Genomic DNA, 19,212 nt, shown 5'->3' on the forward strand with positions numbered 1-19,212 from the left:
CATGAAGCGCCCTGCCTGTTTCCCGATCCTTTTCCCGCTGATGCTGCTGGCTGCCGGGTGCACCACCGTCGGGCCGGACTACAAGCCTCCCGAAGCCCCGCCCGAAAAGGCCAGCTACGGTGCCCCGGCCAGACCGGACGGCGTCACCATGGGACAGGGCCCCGAAGGCGCATGGTGGCAGGCCTTCGCCTCGCCCCGGCTGGACGCGCTGGTGGCGCGCGCCATGGCGGGCAATCACAGCCTCGCCGAAAGCCGGGCCACGCTCGAACGGGCGCGCGAACGCATCGCCGCAGTGGCGGGGCGGCAGTTGCCGCAAGCCGATGTCAACGCCCGTGCAGAGTATCAGAAGGTCAACCTCGCCGCCTTCGGCCTGTCCGACAGCTTCGGCGGCGGCGACATCCCCAACCCCGAGTTCGACCTCTATACGCTGGGTGGCGGCATCTCCTACGACCTCGACCTGTTCGGCCGCAACCGCCGCTCGCTGGAACAGGCCGGCGCGCAGGCCCAGGCAGAGGCGCGCGCGGTGCAGGCGGCTCACCTCGTCGTCGCCGGGCGGGTGGTCGCGCAGGTCCTTGCCATCGCCGCGCTGAACGACACCCTCACAACCGAACGCGCCCTGCTGACAGAGGACGAACGTAACGTCTCGTTGACGGAATCCCGGCGCAAGGCCGGCGCGGGCACGCTGGTTGAAGTGCTCAGCGCGCAAGGCCAGCTCGCCGGAGACCGCGCCGATCTTCCCGCGCTGGAGCGGCAACTGGCGGAAGGCCGCGCCATGCTGGCAGTGCTGCTGGGCATTACTCCGGGCGAACTGGAGGAGACCGACTTCGGCCTCGACGAGTTCGTCCTTCCGCCCGGCGTGCCGGTCGCCCTGCCCTCGGCGCTGGTTCACAAACGGCCCGACATTCTCGAGGCCGAGGCCCGCCTGCACGCGGCGGTCGCAGCGGTGGGCGTAGCGACGGCCGGGCTCTACCCCGACATCACCCTGGGCGCGAGCGTGACGCAGTCGACCTCTCAAGCAGATCGGATCACCAGCAGCCGCTTCAACGCCTTCGACCTGTTTGCCGGGATATCGGCACCGATCTTCCACGGCGGCACCCTCAAGGCAGAAAAGCGCGGCGCCGAAGCTGAAGCGCGCGCGGCGGCTGCGCGATACCGGCAGGTGGTGACCGAAGCCTTCGGTCAGGTCTCCGGCCTCCTCTGGGCGCTTGGCAGCGATAGCCGGGAGATCGCCGTGAGGTACGATGCAGCGCAAGTCGCGGGCCGTTCTCTCCACCTGTCGCGGCGCAGTTTCGAAGTGGGCAACAGCGGTATCCTGACGGTGCTGGACGCCAGCCGCACTTACCAGCGCGCGCAGCTCACGCTGCTGGATGCGCGCATCCGGCAGTACCAGAACGTGGCGCGGCTTTACGTCGCTACAGCGGGCGGATGGGTGCCGGACATGGTCGAACCCCGAAGCCAGGACCTACCTGCCCTGCAGTGACGAGAACAAGTTGGAGACGCTTCCAAAAAATCGCGGGCATGAAAAAGGCGGCAAGAAAGCCGCCTCAGTTCAGGTCAACGTCACCATAAAATGGTGATCTAGCGCAGAAACGGATGGCAATTCGTGCCTGCCGTTCCCAAAACATCGGTTCGCAATACTGGCCGTTCAGGCCAGCAGGAAATAACCCAGTGCAGCCCAGCATCCCATGCAGAGCAGGATCGCGATGATCAGCCCGCGTCCGTCATGCTCTTCCTCGCTGCTGCCCATCCGCTGGGCGGCATAGACCATGCCGGCAGGAATTCGCGTCGAGAAGTTCCGGGTGCTATCCGAAAAGCGTTCGAAGCGGATAATGTTTTCGTCTGCGACCTTCATTACTCGATCCTCAATTGCCGAGACGGTTTCGAAAGCGCTTCTTCGCCATACCGTCCTGATCAATCCCACAGGCTGCACCTATTGGCGTCAGATCCCAGCTCGTTTATTGCCTCGGGTATAACAAAATCTGGCGGATTATTCCAGAATATCCCGAATGGCTCACATGATTTTAATCTCCGGATAGAATGCGAAATCATAATCGATTTGATGGTAATTTTCTGTCTTTTGCGCGAAATTTTCGTTGGTTCCGTTATACGCCCATTTTGCACTGCAAAACGATCTGTCGCGTTGGATTTGCTGAGCTTTGCAATCGTTGCCTATGGCTTCACTCCAAGTTCTGCCGCAGGGCAGCAGTAAACCCGCCGACAAGCGGTGCGCCGAAATCCAGCGCTCGCCCTGGCAGCTTTTCGGAGGGTGCAAGGGGGTAGAGCCAATGTGGTTGAAGTCGGCGGCGAAGTGATTCGCCGGGCCTCATCAAGTTGTCGTCGCTGGCGCCGCCGCCCACCCTTGCCGCCGGACCGGAGCCATTCTAGGCTCCGTCCATGACCACAGCGCCAGGCCTCAAGATCAAGATTCAGATCCATTGTGGCAATGAAATCGCCATGGGGCCGGGCAAGGCGGACCTGCTCGACTCGATCCGCGAACACGGTTCGATCTCGGCCGCCGCGCGGACCATGGGTATGAGCTACCGCCGGGCGTGGCTGCTCGTCGATGTGATGAACCGCTGCTGGAACGCTCCGCTGGTGCGCACCGCTCCCGGCCGCTCGACCAGCAGCGGCGCGCGGCTGACCGAACTGGGCGATCAGGTGCTGGCCCATTACCGTGCCTTACAGGACGGCATCGCCGACGCATCGCGCGGGACGGGCTACGACGCCCTCGCCGGGCGCCTGCTGCCGGAGCCGCGCGCCAGCCAGAAGGATTGACGGGGAGCACAGCCGTTTTGCCCTCCGCCCCGCGTTGCTCCATGCCTTGCAAACCCGGGCACGCGATATACTGTCCGATACAGTATCCCTCGGAGACTTTCGAATGCGCAAGTACCTCGCCCTTTTGCTGACGGCGTTTCTGGCGGCGCTCGCCTCGCTGCTGCCGGCGGCGACCATGGCCGCACCGCAAAAGCAGGCTCCTCTGGTACTTGCCGCTGCCAGTCTGCAGGAATCGATGAACGCCGCCGCCGATGCCTGGAAGGCAAAGGGCCATCCGCGGCCGCGCATTTCCTTCGCCGGTTCCTCCGCCCTGGCGCGCCAGATCGCTTCGGGCGCGCCTGCGGACCTGTTCGTTTCGGCAGACGAACCCTGGATGGACGACGTCCAGTCCAAGGGGCTTCTGCGCAAGGGCACCCGCATTTCGTTCCTGCGCAATTCGCTGGTGCTGATCGCCCCGCGGACCAGCACGGTGCGCCTGCGCATTACTGCCAACATGCCGCTTTCCCGGACGTTGGGCACGGGGCGCCTTGCCATCGCCGACCCGGCCGGGGTGCCAGCGGGGGTCTATGCCAAACAGTCGCTCAGCAAACTAGGCGTGTGGAATTCGGTTCAGGGACAGCTTGCGCCGGGTGAGAGCGTCCGCGCCGCGCTGGCGCTGGTCAGCCGAGGGGCCGCGCCTCTGGGCGTGGTCTATGCCACCGATGCCCGCGCAGATCCGGGCGTGCGCGTCATCGGCGTGTTCCCCGAAAACAGCCACGACCCGATCAGCTACCCGGTCGCCGTCATCGCCTCTTCCCGCAACCCGGAGGCCGATGCGTTCCGCCGCTACCTGATCTCCGCCGAGGGCAAGGCGGTGTTCCGCCGCTTCGGGTTCGGGACGAAATAAGCCGCCCGTGAGTTGGTTTTCACAGAGTTGGCTTTCGCCGGCTGAATGGGAGGTTCTCATCCTCTCGCTCAAGGTCAGCGGTGTTGCCATCGTCGCGGCGCTGCCGGCGTCCTTTGCCATCGCCTGGATGCTGGCGCGCTGGCGTTTTCCGGGCAAGGTACTGGTCGACGCGCTGGTCCATCTGCCGCTGGTGCTGCCGCCGGTCGTGACCGGGTGGCTGCTACTGATCGCCTTCAGCCCCAATACGCCGCTGGGCGGTTTTCTGGAGCGAACTTTCGGCCTCACCTTCCTGTTCCGCTGGACGGGCGCCGCGCTGGCAGCGGCCGTGATGGCCCTGCCGCTGATGGTGCGGGCAATCCGACTCTCGCTCGAAGCAGTCGACCAGCGGCTGGAAAGCGCCGCGCGCACTTTGGGCGCTGGGCCGTGGCGCACTTTCGCCACCGTGACGCTGCCGCTTTCCGCCAACGGCATCCTTGCCGCGCTGGTACTCGGCCTCGCCCGCTCCGTGGGAGAATTCGGCGCGACGATCACTTTCGCCTCCAACATTCCCGGCGAAACGCAGACCCTGCCGCTGGCCATCTACAGCGCCCTGCAGATGCCCGGCTCGGACATCCAGGTCGCCCGGCTGGCAGGGCTGTCCGTGCTGCTGTCGGTCGGCGCGCTGGTCTTGTCCGAGTGGCTGGCGCGGCGCAGCGGACAGGAAAAGGGCCGCCATGTCGTCTGACGCCCCCGCCTTCGAAATTGCCGTAACCCTCAATCGTGGCAGGCTGAGGCTGACCTACGACTTCACCGCAGGCCCCGGCCTCACCGCACTGTTCGGTCCCTCCGGCGCGGGCAAGACCAGCCTGCTCGATGCCGTAGCCGGCCTTGCTCGCCCTGCCGAAGGGCGCATCGCCGTCTCCGGCAAGGTGCTCTACGACCGCACGGCACGCATCGACCTCAAGCCGGAGCGCCGGCGCTGCGGCTACGTGTTCCAGGACCTGCGCCTGTTCCCCCACCGCACAGTGCGCGACAACTTGCGCTACGGCTGGAAGCTGGCGCAGGCGGAGCGGCGCTCGCTGGGCTGGGACCACACGCTCGACCTGCTGGGCATCGCCCCCTTGCTGGACCGGATGCCCGCAACGCTCTCTGGCGGAGAGGCGCAGCGCGTCGCCATTGGACGGGCGCTGCTATCCGGCCCGACATTCCTGCTGATGGACGAACCGCTCGCCTCGGTCGACGCCGCCCGGCGCGGCGAAATCCTCGGCCTGATAGAGCGTATCCGGAGCGAGTTGAAATTGCCGATACTCTACGTCAGCCACGACCGCGCCGAAGTCGAACGGCTGGCGGACCGCATCATCCCGATTCCAACGCCTTGACCTGCACCCCGAACTGCGTGATTTTCGGGCATCGGAGAGGCTGGCGCATCTAACGGGACTTGTCAGTACACTTGCGCGCGCTTCACCGTTACGCACTTCGCGCGGGTTACGGAGGGGATACGATGCGCATTCTGGTTGTGGGGCCGACCGGCAGGACCGGCTGCCATGTCATCGATGCCCTGCGCAGCCGCGACCCGGATGTCTCCATCCGCGGCCTGTGCCGCTATCCCGAAACGCGCACGCGCTCCATCGAGGTGATGCCCGGAAATCTCGACACGGGCGGCCAGCGCACACGCGCCATCGAGGTCATGCCCGGAAACCTCGACACCGGCGGCCAGCGCACACGCGCCATCGAGGTCATGCCCGGAAACCTCGACACCGGCGGCCAGCGCACACGCGCCATCGAGGTCATGCCCGGAAACCTCGATACGGGCGGCCAGCGCACGCGCTCCATCGAGGTCATGCCCGGAAACCTCGACACCGGCGGCCAGCGCACACGCGCCATCGAGGTCATGCCCGGAAACCTCGACACCGGCGGCCAGCGCACACGCGCCCACCGGATCGAGTGCCTGACCGGCGATCTCGAAAACCCGGCCGACCGCACGCTCGCAGTCGAGGGTATGGACGTGGTGGTACACTACGCTCCCGCCTTCCACCCGCGCGAGACGGCGATGGGTACGGGCATGATCGACGCGGCCGTCGCGGCGGGGGTGAAGCGCTTCGTCTATGTCTCTGCATTGCATGTGCAGGCGGCCAGCGTGCCGGGCAATGCCGCCAAGCTGGCGGTAGAGGGATACCTTGCCGAATCCGCGCTGGAATGGACTGTACTGCGTCCGCAGAGCTTCATGCAGAACATCGACGTCGCCGCAGCACTCGCCGCGGGGAAGCTGGATCTGCCCTTCCCGCTCGGCACACGGCAGGGCCATGTCGACATTGCCGACCTTGCCGAAGTTCTTGCGAAAGTGACGTTCGAGGACGGCCACGCCCTTGCCGGCTACGATATCGCCAGCGACGAGGCGCTCGGCACCGCCGAGATCGCCGCGCTGATTGCAACCGTCAGCGGCCAGCCGGTGGCATCGGGCGAAATTCCGGTGGCGCAGTTGGTCGCCGGGCTGGAAGCGGCGGGCCCCGGCTATGCCTATGTCGCGGAAGCTGCCCTGCGGCTCAACGCCTGGCAGGCACGCAGCGGGGGGCGCGGCAACGCGAAGACCCTGCGCTGGCTGCTGGGACGCGAGCCGGGGCGGTTCGAGGATTACGTCAGGCGCTGTCTGGGCGCCTGACGTCAATAGGTCAGACTGCGCCGATCAGTTCACGACCGATAAGCATCCGCCTGATCTCGTTGGTCCCCGCACCGATATCCAGCAGCTTGGCGTCGCGCAGGTAGCGCTCCACCGGCCAGTCCTTGGTGTAGCCCGCGCCGCCCAGCGCCTGCACCGCCTCGCCCGAAACGCGAAAGGCGTTCTCACTGGCCAGCAGGATTGCGCCCGCCGCATCGAAGCGGGTGGTCTGCCCGGCATCGCAGGCGCGCGCCACGGCATAGACATAGGCCCGCGCCGATTGCAGCGCGACGTACATGTCCGCGACTTTGGCCTGCATCAGCTGGAAGGCCCCGATCGGCTTGCCGAACTGCTTGCGCTCACGAAGGTAGGGGATGACCGTGTCGAGGCAAGCCTGCATGATTCCAAGCTGGAGGCCGGCAAGCACCACGCGCTCATAATCCAGCCCGCTCATCAGCACGCCGACGCCGCCGTGCAGCGGGCCCATAACGTTCTCTTCGGGCACGAAGCAGTCGTCGAACACCAGTTCGCACGTGGGCGAGCCGCGCATGCCCATTTTGTCGATCTTCTGGCCGATCGAGAAACCGGCCATGCCCTTCTCGATCAGGAACGCGGTGATGCCTTTGGAGCCTTCACCCGTCTTGGCATAGACCACCAGCGTATCAGCGCAGGTGCCGTTGGTGATCCAGAACTTGGTGCCGTTCAGACGGAAACCGCCCGAAATGCCCTCGGCCTTCAGCTTCATGCCGACGACATCCGATCCAGCGCCCACTTCCGACATGGCAAGGCTGCCAACATGCTCGCCCGAGATCAGGCCCGGCAGGTACTTGGCCTTCTGCGCCTCGGTGCCCCAGCGACGGATCTGGTTGACGCACAGGTTGGAGTGCGCGCCGTAGGACAGGCCGACCGAAGCCGAGGCCCGGCTCACTTCCTCCACCGCGATGACGTGTTCGAGATAGCCCAGACCAATGCCACCCCACTCTTCCTCGACGGTCATGCCGTGAAGGCCCAATGCGCCCATTTCGGGCCATAGGTCGCGCGGAAACCAGTCCTCCGCGTCTACCTTCGCGGCCAGCGGCGCGATCCGCTCATCGGCGAAGCGGGCGACGGTATCGCGGATCATCAGGGCGCTTTCGCCCAGCGCAAAATCGAAATCGGGGGTGGCGCGCATGTCTTTTGACCCTTTCGCTGAGTGCCTCTCTCGAAACGCCTTTAGCGCAAGATCGATGCTCCGCGAAGATGGATTATTTCTTGGCTTAAAACGTTTATTGCTATTCGGTCTCACCGATCCGCAGCGAAGCCAAGGCGGCTACCAGCAGTGTGCCTGCGGCGAACGCCATCGTCCAGATCGGCTCACCGGGGAAGAAAGCCTTCATGATCGAGCCCATCACCGTCGCTACCAGAAGCTGCGGCAGCACGACGAAGACGTTGAACAACCCCATGTAGATGCCCAGCTTCGCCTGCGGCAGGCTGCTGGCGAGGATCGCGTAAGGCATGGCCAGGATCGAGGCCCAGGCGATGCCGATGCCGATCTCGCACGCCAGCAGCGCCTTGGGATCGCGCAGCAGCAGGAACCCGGCGAACCCGACCGCGCCCGCGACAAGGCACAGCGCATGGGTCTTCGCCTTGCCCAGCCGCGCGGAGAGCAGCGGCAGCAGCGCCAGAGCCGCAATGGCCGCAACGCCGTTGTAGACCGAGAACAGCACGCCCACCCAGTTGCCCGCCTCCTGATAGGCAGCACTCGCCGGATCGGCCGAGCCGAAGTGGTACTGCGCGACCACCGGCGTCGTGTTGATCCACATGATGAACAGCGCCGACCAGCTGAAAAACTGCACGAAGGCCAGCCGCTTCATCAGCGGGGGCATCCCCGCGAAATCGCCGACGATCCCGGCCAGCATCGAGGCGCTGCGCCCGGCCCGCGCAAGGCGTATCGCCAGCATCGTCGCCGCGCCGTAACCGGCCAAGAGGCCCGCCAGCAGGTAAACTTCCTTTTCGAGCGCCCAAGTCCACACCAGCAGCGCCGCGATGCCGCCCGCCGCAATCCAGGCAAGTCCGCCCGTCATGCTACGTGCGGCGAGGGCCGAGGCGGATGCCCCATCATCATGCTCGGCCTTACCGTCGAACGCGGCCTGTTCCTCGGGCGAATATTCGCGGGTGCTCAGCACTGTCCACAGGACGGCGGCCAGCAGCGCGATGCCGCCGGCCCAGAAACTGTAGCGCACGGTATCGGGAATGCCGCCCAAGGCCGCGCTGTTGGAGACGCCAAGATGCTCCAGCACATAGGGAAACAGCGATCCGACCACCGCGCCCGCGCCGATGAAGGCGGTCTGCACCGCGTAACCGGCAGTGTGCTGGTCACGGCGCAGCATGTCGCCCACGAAGGCGCGGAACGGCTCCATCGAGATATTGAGGCTGGCGTCCAGCATCCACAGCAGCATCGCCGCCATCAGCAGGCCGGAACCCGAGCCCCCGCTTTCCGGCATGAGCAGAAGCGCCGCTGCCGCCAGTACTGCTCCGCCAAGGAAGTAGGGCCTGCGCCGTCCCAGCCGCCCCAGCCACGTCCGGTCCGACATGTGGCCGACGATGGGCTGCACCAGCAGGCCGGTCAGCGGGGCGGCCACCCACAGCGCAGGCAGGTCGTCGATCCCCGAACCGAGCGACTGGAAGACGCGGCTCATGTTGGCGTTCTGCAGCGCAAAGCCGATCTGGATACCGAAGAAACCGAAGCTGATGTTCCACAGGCCGGCCCATCCCTGGCGCGGCTTTTCCTGAATTGCGGCGTGGTCTTGCATCGCGTCCCTTCCCGTTCCTCGCAGACTTTCGCCGCGTCAGAGGCAGTCGCTGCGACTGGCATGTCCGCCGCAGGGCGACAACATGCATACGAATGCTTTGCATGCGCGCCTAACCGTTGCGGGCGGCCTTCGACAAGCTCAGGCTGAGCGAAGTTGGAGCCAAGTGTGGGAAATAGGTCCGGTTTGGCGCACCCGCCAACCTTTCCGGTTCCGCCCGGCCTCAGTCAGCCGAAGGCCCCGCCGTGCTGCGCCTCACCACCAGCTTGGCGGCCAGCGTACCCGTCGGCGCATCGCCATCCTCGATCTGCGCGGCGAGTGTTTCGACGAGGACTTCACCCGCCCGCTTGAGGTCCTGCATGATCGTGGTCAGCGGCGGGTTGGTCATGCTCGCGGCGGGCAGATCGTCGAAGCCCATCACCGCCACGTCGCCGGGGATAGACAGTCCCGCCTCGGCCAAGGCGCGCATGGCGCCCACGGCGATCGTGTCGCTGGCCGCAAAGACCGCGTCGAACCTTACGCCGTCGCCGATGAGCGCAGCCATCGCGGCACGGCCCATCCCCTCAAGGTTCACGGCATTGCGCTGCAAGCGCGGGTCGGGCGCGATTCCGGCAGCCTCAAGCGCCTCGCACAGGCCCCGGTAGCGGTCGGCGAACTCGGGATAATGGTCATCCGCCTGGCCCAGGAACGCTATGCGGCGGCGGCCAAGACCGAGCAGGTGTTCACCGGCCATGCGGCCTGCTCCCACATTGTCAGACCCCACCGTGGCGCCGATGTTCGCCTCATCCACGCTGCCCCAGCGCACGAAATGGGTGCCCTGACCCACCAGCTGGCGAAGACGGCTTTCGTAGATCTTGTAGTCCCCGTAACCGAGCAGGATCAGGCCATCGGCGCGGTGGCTGTCCTGGTAGCGGACATGCCAGTCATCCTCCAGCTTCTGGAACGAGATCAGAAGGTCCAGCCCCCGCGTCGCACAACTACGCGTAATCGCACCAAGCATGGCGAGGAAGAACGGGTTGATCTTGGAATCGTCGGGAGACTGCTCCTCGAAGAACAGCAGCGCAATCGTGTTCGATCGCTGCGAGCGCAGCGACGAGGCGTTCTTGTCGACCGAATAGTTCAGCTCGCGCGCGATCGCCTCGATCCGGGCGCGGGTTTCGGCGCTGACCGACTTGGCCCCGCGCAGCGCCCTGCTCACCGTCGGCTGGGAGACTCCGGCGCGGTAGGCAATGTCGAAACTTGTCGGTCGGTTGCTAGGCTTGCGTCCCATCTTGCCATCTCTTTGCCATCGGCCATCAGCGATGCTGCACTGCAACAGAGCAAGATCGCTTCCCCTCCAGGATGCCGGTAATCGGACACTTACGGGCAAATCCGGGCGTTGCATAGAAGCAACGCACGTAGCTATGCGGCACCTGCGTATACGTATGCCCTATTATGCGTTGCTCAGTCCCATCTTAAGCAAAGGGGGCAGATGGAGTCGCGGCAGCAATGTGCGGGCTTCGTTAAAGGGCGATACCGGTCGCCAATGTACGAAATTTTCCGGTGGGGACAGGAGAGGGACACCACAATGCAGATTCGTAAGCCAATGTTTGCCGCCGGGACTTCGTCCTGCATGGCCATCGCAGCCGTGCTCGTCAGCGCCGCGCTGCCCTCCGCCGCGCAGGCACAGGACGCCGAAGCACCCGTCGCCGACGAAACCGCAGGCGACCAGAGCGCCATCGTCGTCACCGGCTTCCGTGCCAGCCTGCAGAACGCGATCAACAAGAAGCGCACCGCCGAGCAGATCGTGGAATCGGTCTCGGCCGAGGACATCGGCAAGCTACCCGATGCCTCGATCGCGGAATCGATCGCGCGCCTGCCGGGTCTGACCTCGCAGCGCGTCAATGGCCGCTCCAACTCGATCGCCATCCGCGGCTTCTCGCCGGACTTCTCGACCACGCTGCTGAACGGCCGCGAGCAGACGTCTACCGGTGACAACCGCGCAGTCGAATACGACCAGTATCCGTCCGAAGTCGTGAGCGCCGTCAACGTCTACAAGACGCCGATGGCCAGCCTCGTCGGCCAGGGCCTATCGGGCACCGTCGACATGCGCACGATCCGTCCGCTCGACGCCGGCAAGCGCATCATCACGGTGGGCGCGCGCGGTTCCTATGCCGATCTGGGCAAGCTCAACGCCGGTTCAACCGACAAGGGCTACCGCGTCAACGCGATGTACGTCGACCAGTTTGCCAACGACACCCTCGGCATCGCACTGGGCGCCAGCTACACCAACGAGCCGTACCAGATTAAGGAATACAGCTCCTGGGGCTATTCCGAGCTTCCTAATGGCGACCACGTGATCGGCGGCGCCAAGGCGCTGGTCACCTCGACCAAGCTCAAGCGCCTGGGCTTCAACGGTACGCTGGAATGGCGCCCCACGCCCAACCTGACGACCACGCTCGACGGGTTCTATTCCAACTTCAAGGACAACCAGATCAAGCGCGGCGTCGAGCTGCCGCTGGCGATGGATCCCGATACCGCCGTGCTCACGCCGGGTTACACGGTCGAGGACGGCCTTGTCACCGCAGGCGAATTCTCGGGCGTCAAGGGCGTGGTCCGCAACGACCTGTTCCAGCGTCATGCCAAGCTCTACTCGTTCGGCTGGAACACCAAGTGGGAAGGCGACGACGGCTGGAAGGCCTTCTTCGACGTCAGCTATTCCAAGACCGACCGCAACGAACTGACCATCGAGACCAATGCCGGAACCGGCCGCAACACGATCGGCGCCTATGACACCGTCGGCTTCACCACCGGCACCAAGGGCAGCGTGTTCTCGCCCGGTCTGAACTACGGCGACTTCGACACGATCCTGCTGACCAGCCCGCAAGGTTGGGGCGGTACACAGATCGCGCCCGATGGCACCGCGATCCGCAACGGCCAGGACGGCTACTACAACGACCGCCGCATCAAGGACGAACTCTGGCAGTTCCGTACCGAGGTCGAGCATGAGTTCGAGAGCGGCCCGCTGCACTCGTTCCAGGTCGGCATGAACTACACCAACCGCTCCAAGACGCTGGTGCCCGAGGAATACTTCCTTGGCCTTGCCGCCAACACCGACGGCCTGACCAGCGTCGCGGTGCCCGAGGAATACCGCCGGGGCACGACCGATCTGGGCTATGCCGGCCTTGGCGAGGTCATCAGCTACGACCCGGCAGCGCTGGTGCGCGACGGCATCTACAACCGCGTCGCCAACCCTTACGGCGACGTGGTGGTCAAGAGCTACGCGATACGTGAGCGGCTGATGACGGCCTACCTTCAGGGCAACCTCGACACGGATGTCGGCTCGGCGCACCTTACCGGCAACTTCGGCGTGCAGGCGCAGTGGACCGACCAGAACTCGCGCGGGGCCACCGCGGTACTGCTGGGCACCAACCCCAACGGATCGCCGAACGTCGGCGCCATGGCCCGCAACGAGAGCACCGACTATCTCGACGTCTTGCCCAGCCTCAACCTTTCGCTGCGCTTCCCCAGCGAGTTCGTCATCCGCTTCGCCGCCGCGCGCGAAATCATCCGCCCGCGCCTCGACGACATGCGCGCGTCGGAGAGCTTCAGCTATCTGCTGACCCAGGACGCAAACGGCGCCCCGGTGGCACAGGTCAGCGGCACCTCGGGTAACCCGGACCTGCGTCCGTGGCGCGCCAACGCGCTCGACCTGACGTTCGAGAAGTACTTCGCCAGCAAGGGCTACATCGCCGCGCAGTTCTTCTGGAAGGAGCTGAAAAACTACGTCTACAATCAGGACGTCATGGTCCCGACCAGCAGCCTCTCGCTGGCCCCCGCGGACGACGATGTACCCTTCGCCGAGACCGCGCTGATCAACGTGCCGATCAACGGCAAGGGCGGCAAGCTCCACGGCGTCGAGATCGCCACCACCCTGCCGTTCGACGCCTTCGTATCGGCGCTGGAAGGCTTCGGCGTGACCGGTTCGGTCGCCTATACCAAGAGCAAGATCCAGCCCTCGCCGGGCGAGGCGGCCAGCGCCCTTCCGGGCTATTCCAAGTGGGTCGCCAACGGCACCGCCTACTTCGAGAAGGCTGGCTTCAACGCGCGTGGTTCGGTGCGCTACCGCTCCACCTTCCTTGGTGAAGTCTCTGGCTTCGCCGCCAACCGCGTGCGCCGCCGCGCCGCTTCGGAAACGATCGTCGATGCGCAGATCGGCTACGATTTCCAGCCCGGCAGCGCGCTCGAAGGCCTCTCGCTCTATATCCAGGGCCAGAACCTGACCGACGCGCCGTTCATCACCACCAACCCCGGCGATACCCGCGAGGTCATCGACTATCAGACCTATGGCCGCCGTTTCCTGGCCGGGTTCACCTATAAGTTCTGAGCCCATCCGGGCTCGGGCAAGTTCTAATCCCCCCGGCGCGACAGGTGAATCTCCTCCTCACCTGCCGCGTCACATGGGCGGAACCGGGAAGTAACCCTCCCTCCCCGGTTCCGCCTATCTCCCGAATGCTGCAAATTCAGCGGGAAGATGCGGGCGTAAAGCCAGCCAACTCGGAGATCGACCGATGAACCGCCTTATTCCCTCGCTTGCAGCCCTCGCGCTTGCCCTCGGCCACAGCGCCGTGATGGCCACGCCCGAGCAGGACATGCGCGCACGGACGCCCGAGCAGGAAGTGATCTACTTCGTCCTGCCCGACCGCTTCGAGAACGGCGACCCCTCAAACGACAAGGGCGGCCTCAAGGGAGGCAAGCTGACCACCGGATTCGACCCCGCCGACAAGGCCTTCTACCACGGCGGCGACCTCAAGGGCCTGACGCAGAAGCTCGACTATATCGAGGGCCTTGGCGCCAGCGCGATCTGGGTCGGCCCGATCTTCAAGAACAAGCCGGTGCAAGGCGCCAAGGGTGAGGAAAGCGCAGGCTACCACGGCTACTGGATCACCGACTTCACGCAGGTAGACCCGCACCTCGGCACCGTTGCAGACTTCAAGGCGCTGGTCGATGCGGCCCATGCGCGCGGCATGAAGGTCTACATGGACATCATCGCCAACCACACCGCCGACGTCATCCAGTACAAGGAAGGCGCGGCCGAGAGCTTCCCCTACCGCTCGAAGGCGAACTATCCGTTCTCCACACGCGGCGGCGTCAAGGGACCGGCAATCAATCCCGGCTTTGCCGGCGACGCAGACCCCGCCGCCGCCAACTGGGCCAAACTGACCGACCCCTCGTTCGCCTATACCCCGCTCGTGCCCAAGGCCGAGCGCCGCGTAAAAGTGCCCGCCTGGCTCAACGATCCGATCTATTACCACAACCGCGGCAACACCGACTGGAAGGGCGAAAGCGCGCAATACGGCGACTTCGTGGGGCTCGACGACCTCGCCACCGAAGACCCGCGCGTGGTCGCCGGGATGATCGCGATCTACGGCGACTGGATCGACCGCTTCGGCATCGACGGCTTCCGCATCGATACCGCCAAACATGTCAATGCCGAGTTCTGGCGCGCTTTCGTCCCCGCCATGATCGCCCGCGCCAAGGCAAAGGGCATCCCCAACTTCCACATCTTCGGCGAAGTCACCACCGGCGATGTCTATGATCCCGCGCTGCTCGCCTCGTGGACGCGCAATTCGGGCCTGCCTGCCGTGCTGGACTTCGGCTTCATGCAGGCCGCCATTACCGCCGCCGGCAAAGGCTCGGCCGCAGACCTCGGCCGGATGGTGGAGGACGACGCCCTCTACGAAGGCGGCAAGGCGGCAGCGATGCAACTCCCCACGTTCCTGGGCAACCACGACGCCGGGCGCATCGCCATGTTCATCAAGCAGGCGCGCCCCGGTATCTCCGCAGACGAATTGCTTGCCCGTGACAAACTGGCCCATGCCCTGCTGCTGACCCTGCGCGGCGTGCCGACGATCTATTCGGGCGACGAACAGGGCTTTGTCGGCGAGGGCAACGACCAGCTCGCGCGGCAAGACATGTTCCCGTCCAAGACGCTCATCTACAACGCGGAAAAGCTCGTTGGCACCGATGCCACCACGGCGCAGGCGAACTTCGACACCGCCCATCCGCTCTATACTTTCATCGCCGCCCTATCGAAATTGCGGCGCAGCACCCCGGCGCTGACGTCAGGCCGGACGGTGCTGCGCATCGCGTCCGATGAGCCGGGCCTGTTCGCCGTCTCGCGCTTCGATCCGAAGGACGGGCGCGAGGTGCTGCTGGCCTACAACACCTCGACCACGGCGATTACCGCGCAGGTTCAGGTCGATCCCGCATCGCACCGTTTTGCAGGGCTTGCCGGCAGCGATTGCGCCCCGGAATCCAGCGCTCCCGGCTCTGTTACGGTGACGCTGCCGCCGCTCGGTTTCGCCGTTTGCGCCGCCCGTCCCTGACGACACCTAACCGAACCCGAACGACACCTAGATGGCCCGGAACCCGCAATGACGAACACCAATGAGCACGGCCCTGCCCCCTGGTGGCGCGGCGCCGCGATCTACCAGATCTACCCGCGCAGCTTCTCCGATTCCAACGGCGACGGCATCGGCGACCTGCCCGGCATCACCGCCCGTCTGGACCATGTCGCCCGCCTTGGCGTGGACGCGATCTGGATCTCGCCGTTCTACGCCTCGCCCATGGCTGACTTCGGCTACGACATTTCCGATTACTGCGCGGTCGACCCCATGTTCGGCACAATCGAGGATTTCGACGCGCTGATCGCCAAGGCAAATACCCTTGGCCTCAAGGTCATCGTCGATCAGGTCTATGCCCATACCTCCGACCGTCACCCATGGTTCGCGCAAAGCCGGGCCAACCGCGATAATGCGCGTGCCGACTGGTACGTCTGGGCCGATGCCGGGGCGGACGGTTCGCCGCCCAATAACTGGCAGTCGGTGTTCGGCGGTCCGGCATGGCGCTGGGATGCGCGGCGCGGTCAGTATTACATGCACAACTTCCTGGCCGAGCAGCCGCAGCTCAACGTCCACAACCCGGACGTGCAGCAGGCCCTGCTGGATGTGGCGAAATTCTGGCTGGACCGGGGCGTATCGGGCTTTCGCATCGACGCGCTCAACCACTCGATGCACGACCCTTTGCTGCGCGACAATCCGCCCGCGCCGCAGGACGGCCGTGCACGCACGCGGCCCTATGATTTCCAGCTTCAGGTGCACAACCAGTCGCACCCCGACATCATCGGTTTCATCGAGCGGCTGCAGGCCCTGATCGCCTCCTACCCGGACACCTATTCGCTGGCCGAAGTGGGCGGCAAGAACGCGGCGCAGGAGATGAAGGATTTCACTCACGGCCCCGCCCGCCTCGACAGCGCCTATGGCTTCGACTTCCTCTATGCCGACAAGCTGACCCCGGCGCGCATCGCCGCCGCGCAGGACTTCTGGCCGGATGAGGCAGGCATCGGTTGGCCAAGCTGGGCGTTCGAGAACCACGATGCCCCCCGCGCCCTTTCCCGCTGGTGCGCGCCGGACCAAATCGAGGCATTCGCGCGAATGAAGGCGATGCTGCTGCTGTCGCTGCGCGGTAATCCAATCCTGTTCCAGGGTGAGGAACTGGGCCTGCTGCAGGACGAGATTCCCTTCGAGCAACTCCGCGATCCCGAGGCCATCGCCAACTGGCCCCTCACCCTGTCACGCGACGGCGTTCGCACCCCGCTTCCGTGGGCGACGCAGGACGAGCATGGCGGCTTCACCAGTGGGTCCAATGGCGCCACGCCGTGGCTGCCGCTGAGCGCGCAGAACCTTGAACGAGCAGTGGACCGGCAGGAGGCCGATCCCGCATCGCTGCTTAACCTGACGCGCCATTTGCTGCACCTTCGCAGCGATAGCGCGCCGCTGCGCCGCGGTTCCTGCGACGTGCTGGTGGCGGACGAAACCCGCCTCGTGCTGCGCCGCATTGCCGAGGGCAAAAGCGTCCTCGCCGCATTCAACATGGGAGCCGATGCTGCAGCATGGCCCACTGAAATCGCCGCGTCCGGCCGCGTCCTCGCGGCCGTGAACGGGGCAGACCCCGGCACGCTGCCCGCATGGGGCGGCGTGTGGATCATCGAAGGAGAACAGGCATGAAACCGCTCAATCTGCTGGCCACCGCCGGCCTGACTTTCGCCGCGTTCGCCGCCCATCCCGCTATGGCTGAAGATGCCAAGACCGTCACCGCCGCCTCGCCCGATGGCAGCATCGTGCTCACCGTCAGCACCGACAATGACAGCCGCCCGACCTACACGATCTCGCGCAAGGGCAAGCTGCTGATCGCACCGAGCAAGCTGGGCTTCGTCCTGACCGACGGCCTCAACATGGCGCGCGGCTTTGCCATCACCAGCAGCGAAACCGCCAGGGGCAACGACACCTGGGAACAGCCCTGGGGCGAGCGACGGTTTGTGAAGGACACCTACAACCAGCTCACCGTGCGCTTCCAGCAAGGGGCGACTTACGGCGAGCGGCGCATGAACGTAACCTTCCGCCTGTTCGATAACGGCGTGGGTTTCCGCTACGAAGTGCCTCAGCAGCCGGGCCTCAAGACGATGAAGATCGCCGAGGAAACCACCGAATTCGACATCGTCCCCAAGGGCACTGCATGGTGGATTCCCGGCGGCGAATGGAACCGCTACGAGCAGGTCTACCAGAAGACCCCGATCGACGCCGTTTCCACCGCGCACACGCCGATCACCATGAAGCTGGACGACGGCACCCATCTTTCCTTCCACGAAGCGGCGCTGGTCGATTACGCCGGCTACTGGTTCAAGCGCGCGGACGGGCAGAAATTCCGCACCACCCTCTCGCCTTCTTCTCGCGGGGCCCGCGTGGTCCGCGACCTGCCTTTCGCCACCCCCTGGCGCACGATGCGCATCGCTGACGATGCGGCGGGGCTGGTCGACAACGACCTCGAACTTAACCTTAACGAACCCAACAAGCTGGGCGATGTGAGCTGGGTGAAGCCCGCGCGCTACATCGGCATTTGGTGGGGTATGATCCGCAACGACTGGAGCTGGGCGGAAGGGGCGAAGCACGGCGCCACCACCGAGCGCACCAAGCAGTACATCGATTATGCTGCGCAGCATGGCTTCCGGGGCGTGCTGGTGGAAGGCTGGAACAAGGGCTGGAACGGCGACTGGTTCGGTCACGGCGACGAGTTCAGCTTCACCCAGGCGACCCCCGATTTCGATATCGAGGCGATCACCAGATATGCCCGCAAGAAGGGCGTGCGCCTGATCGGTCACCACGAAACGGGCGGCAACATCGCCAACTACGAAGCACACATGGACGAGGGTTTCGCCCTGTACCAGAAGCTGGGCGTGGACGTGGTCAAGACCGGCTACGTCGCGGACGGCGGCGGCATCATTGCCAACACCGATGCGCCGGGCGCTGCGGCCGGGCCGCTGCGCATGGAATGGCATGACGGCCAGCGCATGGTGCAGCATCACCTCGCCGTGGTGCAGGATGCGGCCAGGCACCACATCGCCATCGACGCGCACGAACCGGTCAAGGACACCGGCCTGCGCCGCACTTATCCCAACTGGGTATCGCGCGAAGGCGCGCGCGGCATGGAATACAACGCCTGGGGCACTTTCGCCAACGGGCCGGAGCACGAGCCTACTCTGGTCTATACCCGGATGCTGTCCGGCCCGATGGACTTCACGCCGGGCGTACTGAGCCTGGAAGGCGCCAACGGCCCGCTGGCCTCCACCCTGGCCAAGCAGCTCGGGCTGTATATGGCAATCTACTCGCCGATCCAGATGGCCGCGGACTTCATCGAGCAGTTGGACAAGTACCCGCGCGAGATGAACTTCATCGAGTCCGTCCCCACCGACTGGTCGGAAAGCCACCTCATCGCCGGCGAAGTGGGCGACTATGCGATCTTCGCGCGCAAGGACCGGAATTCGCAGCGCTGGTTCGTCGGCGGCGTCAACGATGCCACGGCGCGCACGGTGACGCTGAAGTTCGACTTCCTCGACGCGGGCAAGAGCTACAAGGCCAGCGTCTGGAAGGATGGCGAAGGCGCCACCTACCTCACCGAGGCCCGCCACAGGATCGCCTACGACACCAGGACCGTGCGCAAGGGCGATACGATGGACGTGTGGCTGGCCCCCGGTGGCGGCACGGCCATCAGGCTTGAGCCGGGCCGCTAAAAGAAAAACCGTCGTCCCC

The 19,212-nt window shown here is 65.3% G+C and carries 14 protein-coding genes; 10 read left to right on the forward strand and 4 right to left on the reverse strand.

All coding sequences use genetic code 11. From position 1 onward, the window contains the following. The first annotated feature begins 1 nt into the window (after position 1). Positions 2-1,480, forward strand: a complete 1,479-nt coding sequence (locus GVL61_RS06725; protein WP_200844825.1) for an efflux transporter outer membrane subunit — start codon at positions 2-4, stop codon at positions 1,478-1,480. 165 nt (positions 1,481-1,645) lie between these two features. Here the strand turns inward: GVL61_RS06725 and GVL61_RS06730 are convergent, their stop codons facing one another. Continuing rightward, positions 1,646-1,852 carry a hypothetical protein gene (locus tag GVL61_RS06730; protein WP_159978280.1) on the reverse strand — a complete coding sequence of 69 codons (207 nt, stop codon included), beginning with the start codon at positions 1,850-1,852 and terminating at the stop codon, positions 1,646-1,648. Between the two features lie 542 nt (positions 1,853-2,394). On the opposite strand from GVL61_RS06730, the gene GVL61_RS06735 reads away from it, so the two are divergent. The 5 genes from GVL61_RS06735 to GVL61_RS06755 all read left to right on the forward strand — a co-directional run bounded on the left by GVL61_RS06735 (position 2,395) and on the right by GVL61_RS06755 (position 6,299). Continuing rightward, complete coding sequence (locus GVL61_RS06735) at positions 2,395-2,775, forward strand: winged helix-turn-helix domain-containing protein (RefSeq protein ID WP_159978282.1); 381 nt, start codon at positions 2,395-2,397, stop codon at positions 2,773-2,775. A 103-nt stretch (positions 2,776-2,878) separates the two neighbouring features. After that, the gene (gene modA / locus GVL61_RS06740) at positions 2,879-3,661 is read left to right on the forward strand and encodes a molybdate ABC transporter substrate-binding protein (protein WP_200844826.1); all 783 of its coding nucleotides are present in this window, start codon (positions 2,879-2,881) and stop codon (positions 3,659-3,661) included. Between the two features lie 7 nt (positions 3,662-3,668). Next, positions 3,669-4,385, forward strand: a complete 717-nt coding sequence (gene modB, locus GVL61_RS06745; RefSeq protein WP_159978284.1) for a molybdate ABC transporter permease subunit — start codon at positions 3,669-3,671, stop codon at positions 4,383-4,385. Beyond that, positions 4,375-5,019 (forward strand): molybdenum ABC transporter ATP-binding protein, encoded by a 645-nt coding sequence (locus tag GVL61_RS06750; protein ID WP_159978286.1) that lies wholly within the window; start codon positions 4,375-4,377, stop codon positions 5,017-5,019. Before modB ends, GVL61_RS06750 begins: the two co-directional genes overlap by 11 nt. A 122-nt stretch (positions 5,020-5,141) precedes the next feature. Beyond that, the gene (locus GVL61_RS06755; RefSeq protein ID WP_159978288.1) at positions 5,142-6,299 is read left to right on the forward strand and encodes an NAD(P)H-binding protein; all 1,158 of its coding nucleotides are present in this window, start codon (positions 5,142-5,144) and stop codon (positions 6,297-6,299) included. A 10-nt stretch (positions 6,300-6,309) separates the two neighbouring features. Here GVL61_RS06755 and GVL61_RS06760 read toward each other — a convergent pair whose 3' ends face one another. The 3 genes from GVL61_RS06760 to GVL61_RS06770 form a co-directional block, all read right to left on the reverse strand. Next, the gene (locus GVL61_RS06760) at positions 6,310-7,467 is read right to left on the reverse strand and encodes an acyl-CoA dehydrogenase family protein (protein WP_159978290.1); all 1,158 of its coding nucleotides are present in this window, start codon (positions 7,465-7,467) and stop codon (positions 6,310-6,312) included. A gap of 100 nt (positions 7,468-7,567) precedes the next feature. Next, positions 7,568-9,088, reverse strand: a complete 1,521-nt coding sequence (locus tag GVL61_RS06765; protein WP_159978292.1) for an MFS transporter — start codon at positions 9,086-9,088, stop codon at positions 7,568-7,570. Positions 9,089-9,308: 220 nt separating this feature from the next. Beyond that, complete coding sequence (locus GVL61_RS06770) at positions 9,309-10,355, reverse strand: LacI family DNA-binding transcriptional regulator (RefSeq protein WP_159978294.1); 1,047 nt, start codon at positions 10,353-10,355, stop codon at positions 9,309-9,311. Positions 10,356-10,697: 342 nt separating this feature from the next. Here GVL61_RS06770 and GVL61_RS06775 point away from each other — a divergent pair, with 342 nt between their 5' ends. The 4 genes from GVL61_RS06775 (at position 10,698) to GVL61_RS06790 (ending at position 19,193) form a co-directional block, all read left to right on the forward strand. Then, positions 10,698-13,451, forward strand: a complete 2,754-nt coding sequence (locus GVL61_RS06775) for a TonB-dependent receptor (RefSeq protein WP_159978296.1) — start codon at positions 10,698-10,700, stop codon at positions 13,449-13,451. Positions 13,452-13,635: 184 nt separating this feature from the next. Beyond that, entirely contained in the window at positions 13,636-15,453 is a 1,818-nt protein-coding gene (locus tag GVL61_RS06780) for an alpha-amylase family glycosyl hydrolase (protein ID WP_159978298.1), read from the forward strand. A 48-nt stretch (positions 15,454-15,501) separates the two neighbouring features. Continuing rightward, positions 15,502-17,133 carry an alpha-amylase family glycosyl hydrolase gene (locus tag GVL61_RS06785; protein ID WP_159978300.1) on the forward strand — a complete coding sequence of 544 codons (1,632 nt, stop codon included), beginning with the start codon at positions 15,502-15,504 and terminating at the stop codon, positions 17,131-17,133. Beyond that, positions 17,130-19,193 (forward strand): glycoside hydrolase family 97 protein, encoded by a 2,064-nt coding sequence (locus tag GVL61_RS06790; RefSeq protein ID WP_159978302.1) that lies wholly within the window; start codon positions 17,130-17,132, stop codon positions 19,191-19,193. The genes GVL61_RS06785 and GVL61_RS06790 overlap by 4 nt, the downstream gene beginning before the upstream one ends. The last annotated feature ends 19 nt before the right edge of the window (positions 19,194-19,212 follow it).

This window comes from Novosphingobium sp. 18050, from assembly GCF_902706195.1.
In the GTDB taxonomy this organism is placed as follows: Bacteria; Pseudomonadota; Alphaproteobacteria; order Sphingomonadales; family Sphingomonadaceae; genus Novosphingobium.

What these genes read in the sequence shown, in the direction of transcription:
- GVL61_RS06760 (WP_159978290.1), bottom strand. Translation starts at nt 7,467, where the DNA reads ATGCGCGCCACCCCCGATTTCGATTTTGCGCTGGGCGAAAGCGCCCTG.
- GVL61_RS06765 (WP_159978292.1), bottom strand. Translation starts at nt 9,088, where the DNA reads ATGCAAGACCACGCCGCAATTCAGGAAAAGCCGCGCCAGGGATGGGCC.
- GVL61_RS06770 (WP_159978294.1), bottom strand. Translation starts at nt 10,355, where the DNA reads ATGGGACGCAAGCCTAGCAACCGACCGACAAGTTTCGACATTGCCTAC.
- GVL61_RS06775 (WP_159978296.1), top strand. Translation starts at nt 10,698, where the DNA reads ATGGCCATCGCAGCCGTGCTCGTCAGCGCCGCGCTGCCCTCCGCCGCG.
- GVL61_RS06735 (WP_159978282.1), top strand. Translation starts at nt 2,395, where the DNA reads ATGACCACAGCGCCAGGCCTCAAGATCAAGATTCAGATCCATTGTGGC.
- GVL61_RS06780 (WP_159978298.1), top strand. Translation starts at nt 13,636, where the DNA reads ATGAACCGCCTTATTCCCTCGCTTGCAGCCCTCGCGCTTGCCCTCGGC.
- GVL61_RS06755 (WP_159978288.1), top strand. Translation starts at nt 5,142, where the DNA reads ATGCGCATTCTGGTTGTGGGGCCGACCGGCAGGACCGGCTGCCATGTC.
- GVL61_RS06730 (WP_159978280.1), bottom strand. Translation starts at nt 1,852, where the DNA reads ATGAAGGTCGCAGACGAAAACATTATCCGCTTCGAACGCTTTTCGGAT.
- modA (WP_200844826.1), top strand. Translation starts at nt 2,879, where the DNA reads ATGCGCAAGTACCTCGCCCTTTTGCTGACGGCGTTTCTGGCGGCGCTC.
- GVL61_RS06785 (WP_159978300.1), top strand. Translation starts at nt 15,502, where the DNA reads ATGACGAACACCAATGAGCACGGCCCTGCCCCCTGGTGGCGCGGCGCC.
- GVL61_RS06725 (WP_200844825.1), top strand. Translation starts at nt 2, where the DNA reads ATGAAGCGCCCTGCCTGTTTCCCGATCCTTTTCCCGCTGATGCTGCTG.
- GVL61_RS06790 (WP_159978302.1), top strand. Translation starts at nt 17,130, where the DNA reads ATGAAACCGCTCAATCTGCTGGCCACCGCCGGCCTGACTTTCGCCGCG.
- GVL61_RS06750 (WP_159978286.1), top strand. Translation starts at nt 4,375, where the DNA reads ATGTCGTCTGACGCCCCCGCCTTCGAAATTGCCGTAACCCTCAATCGT.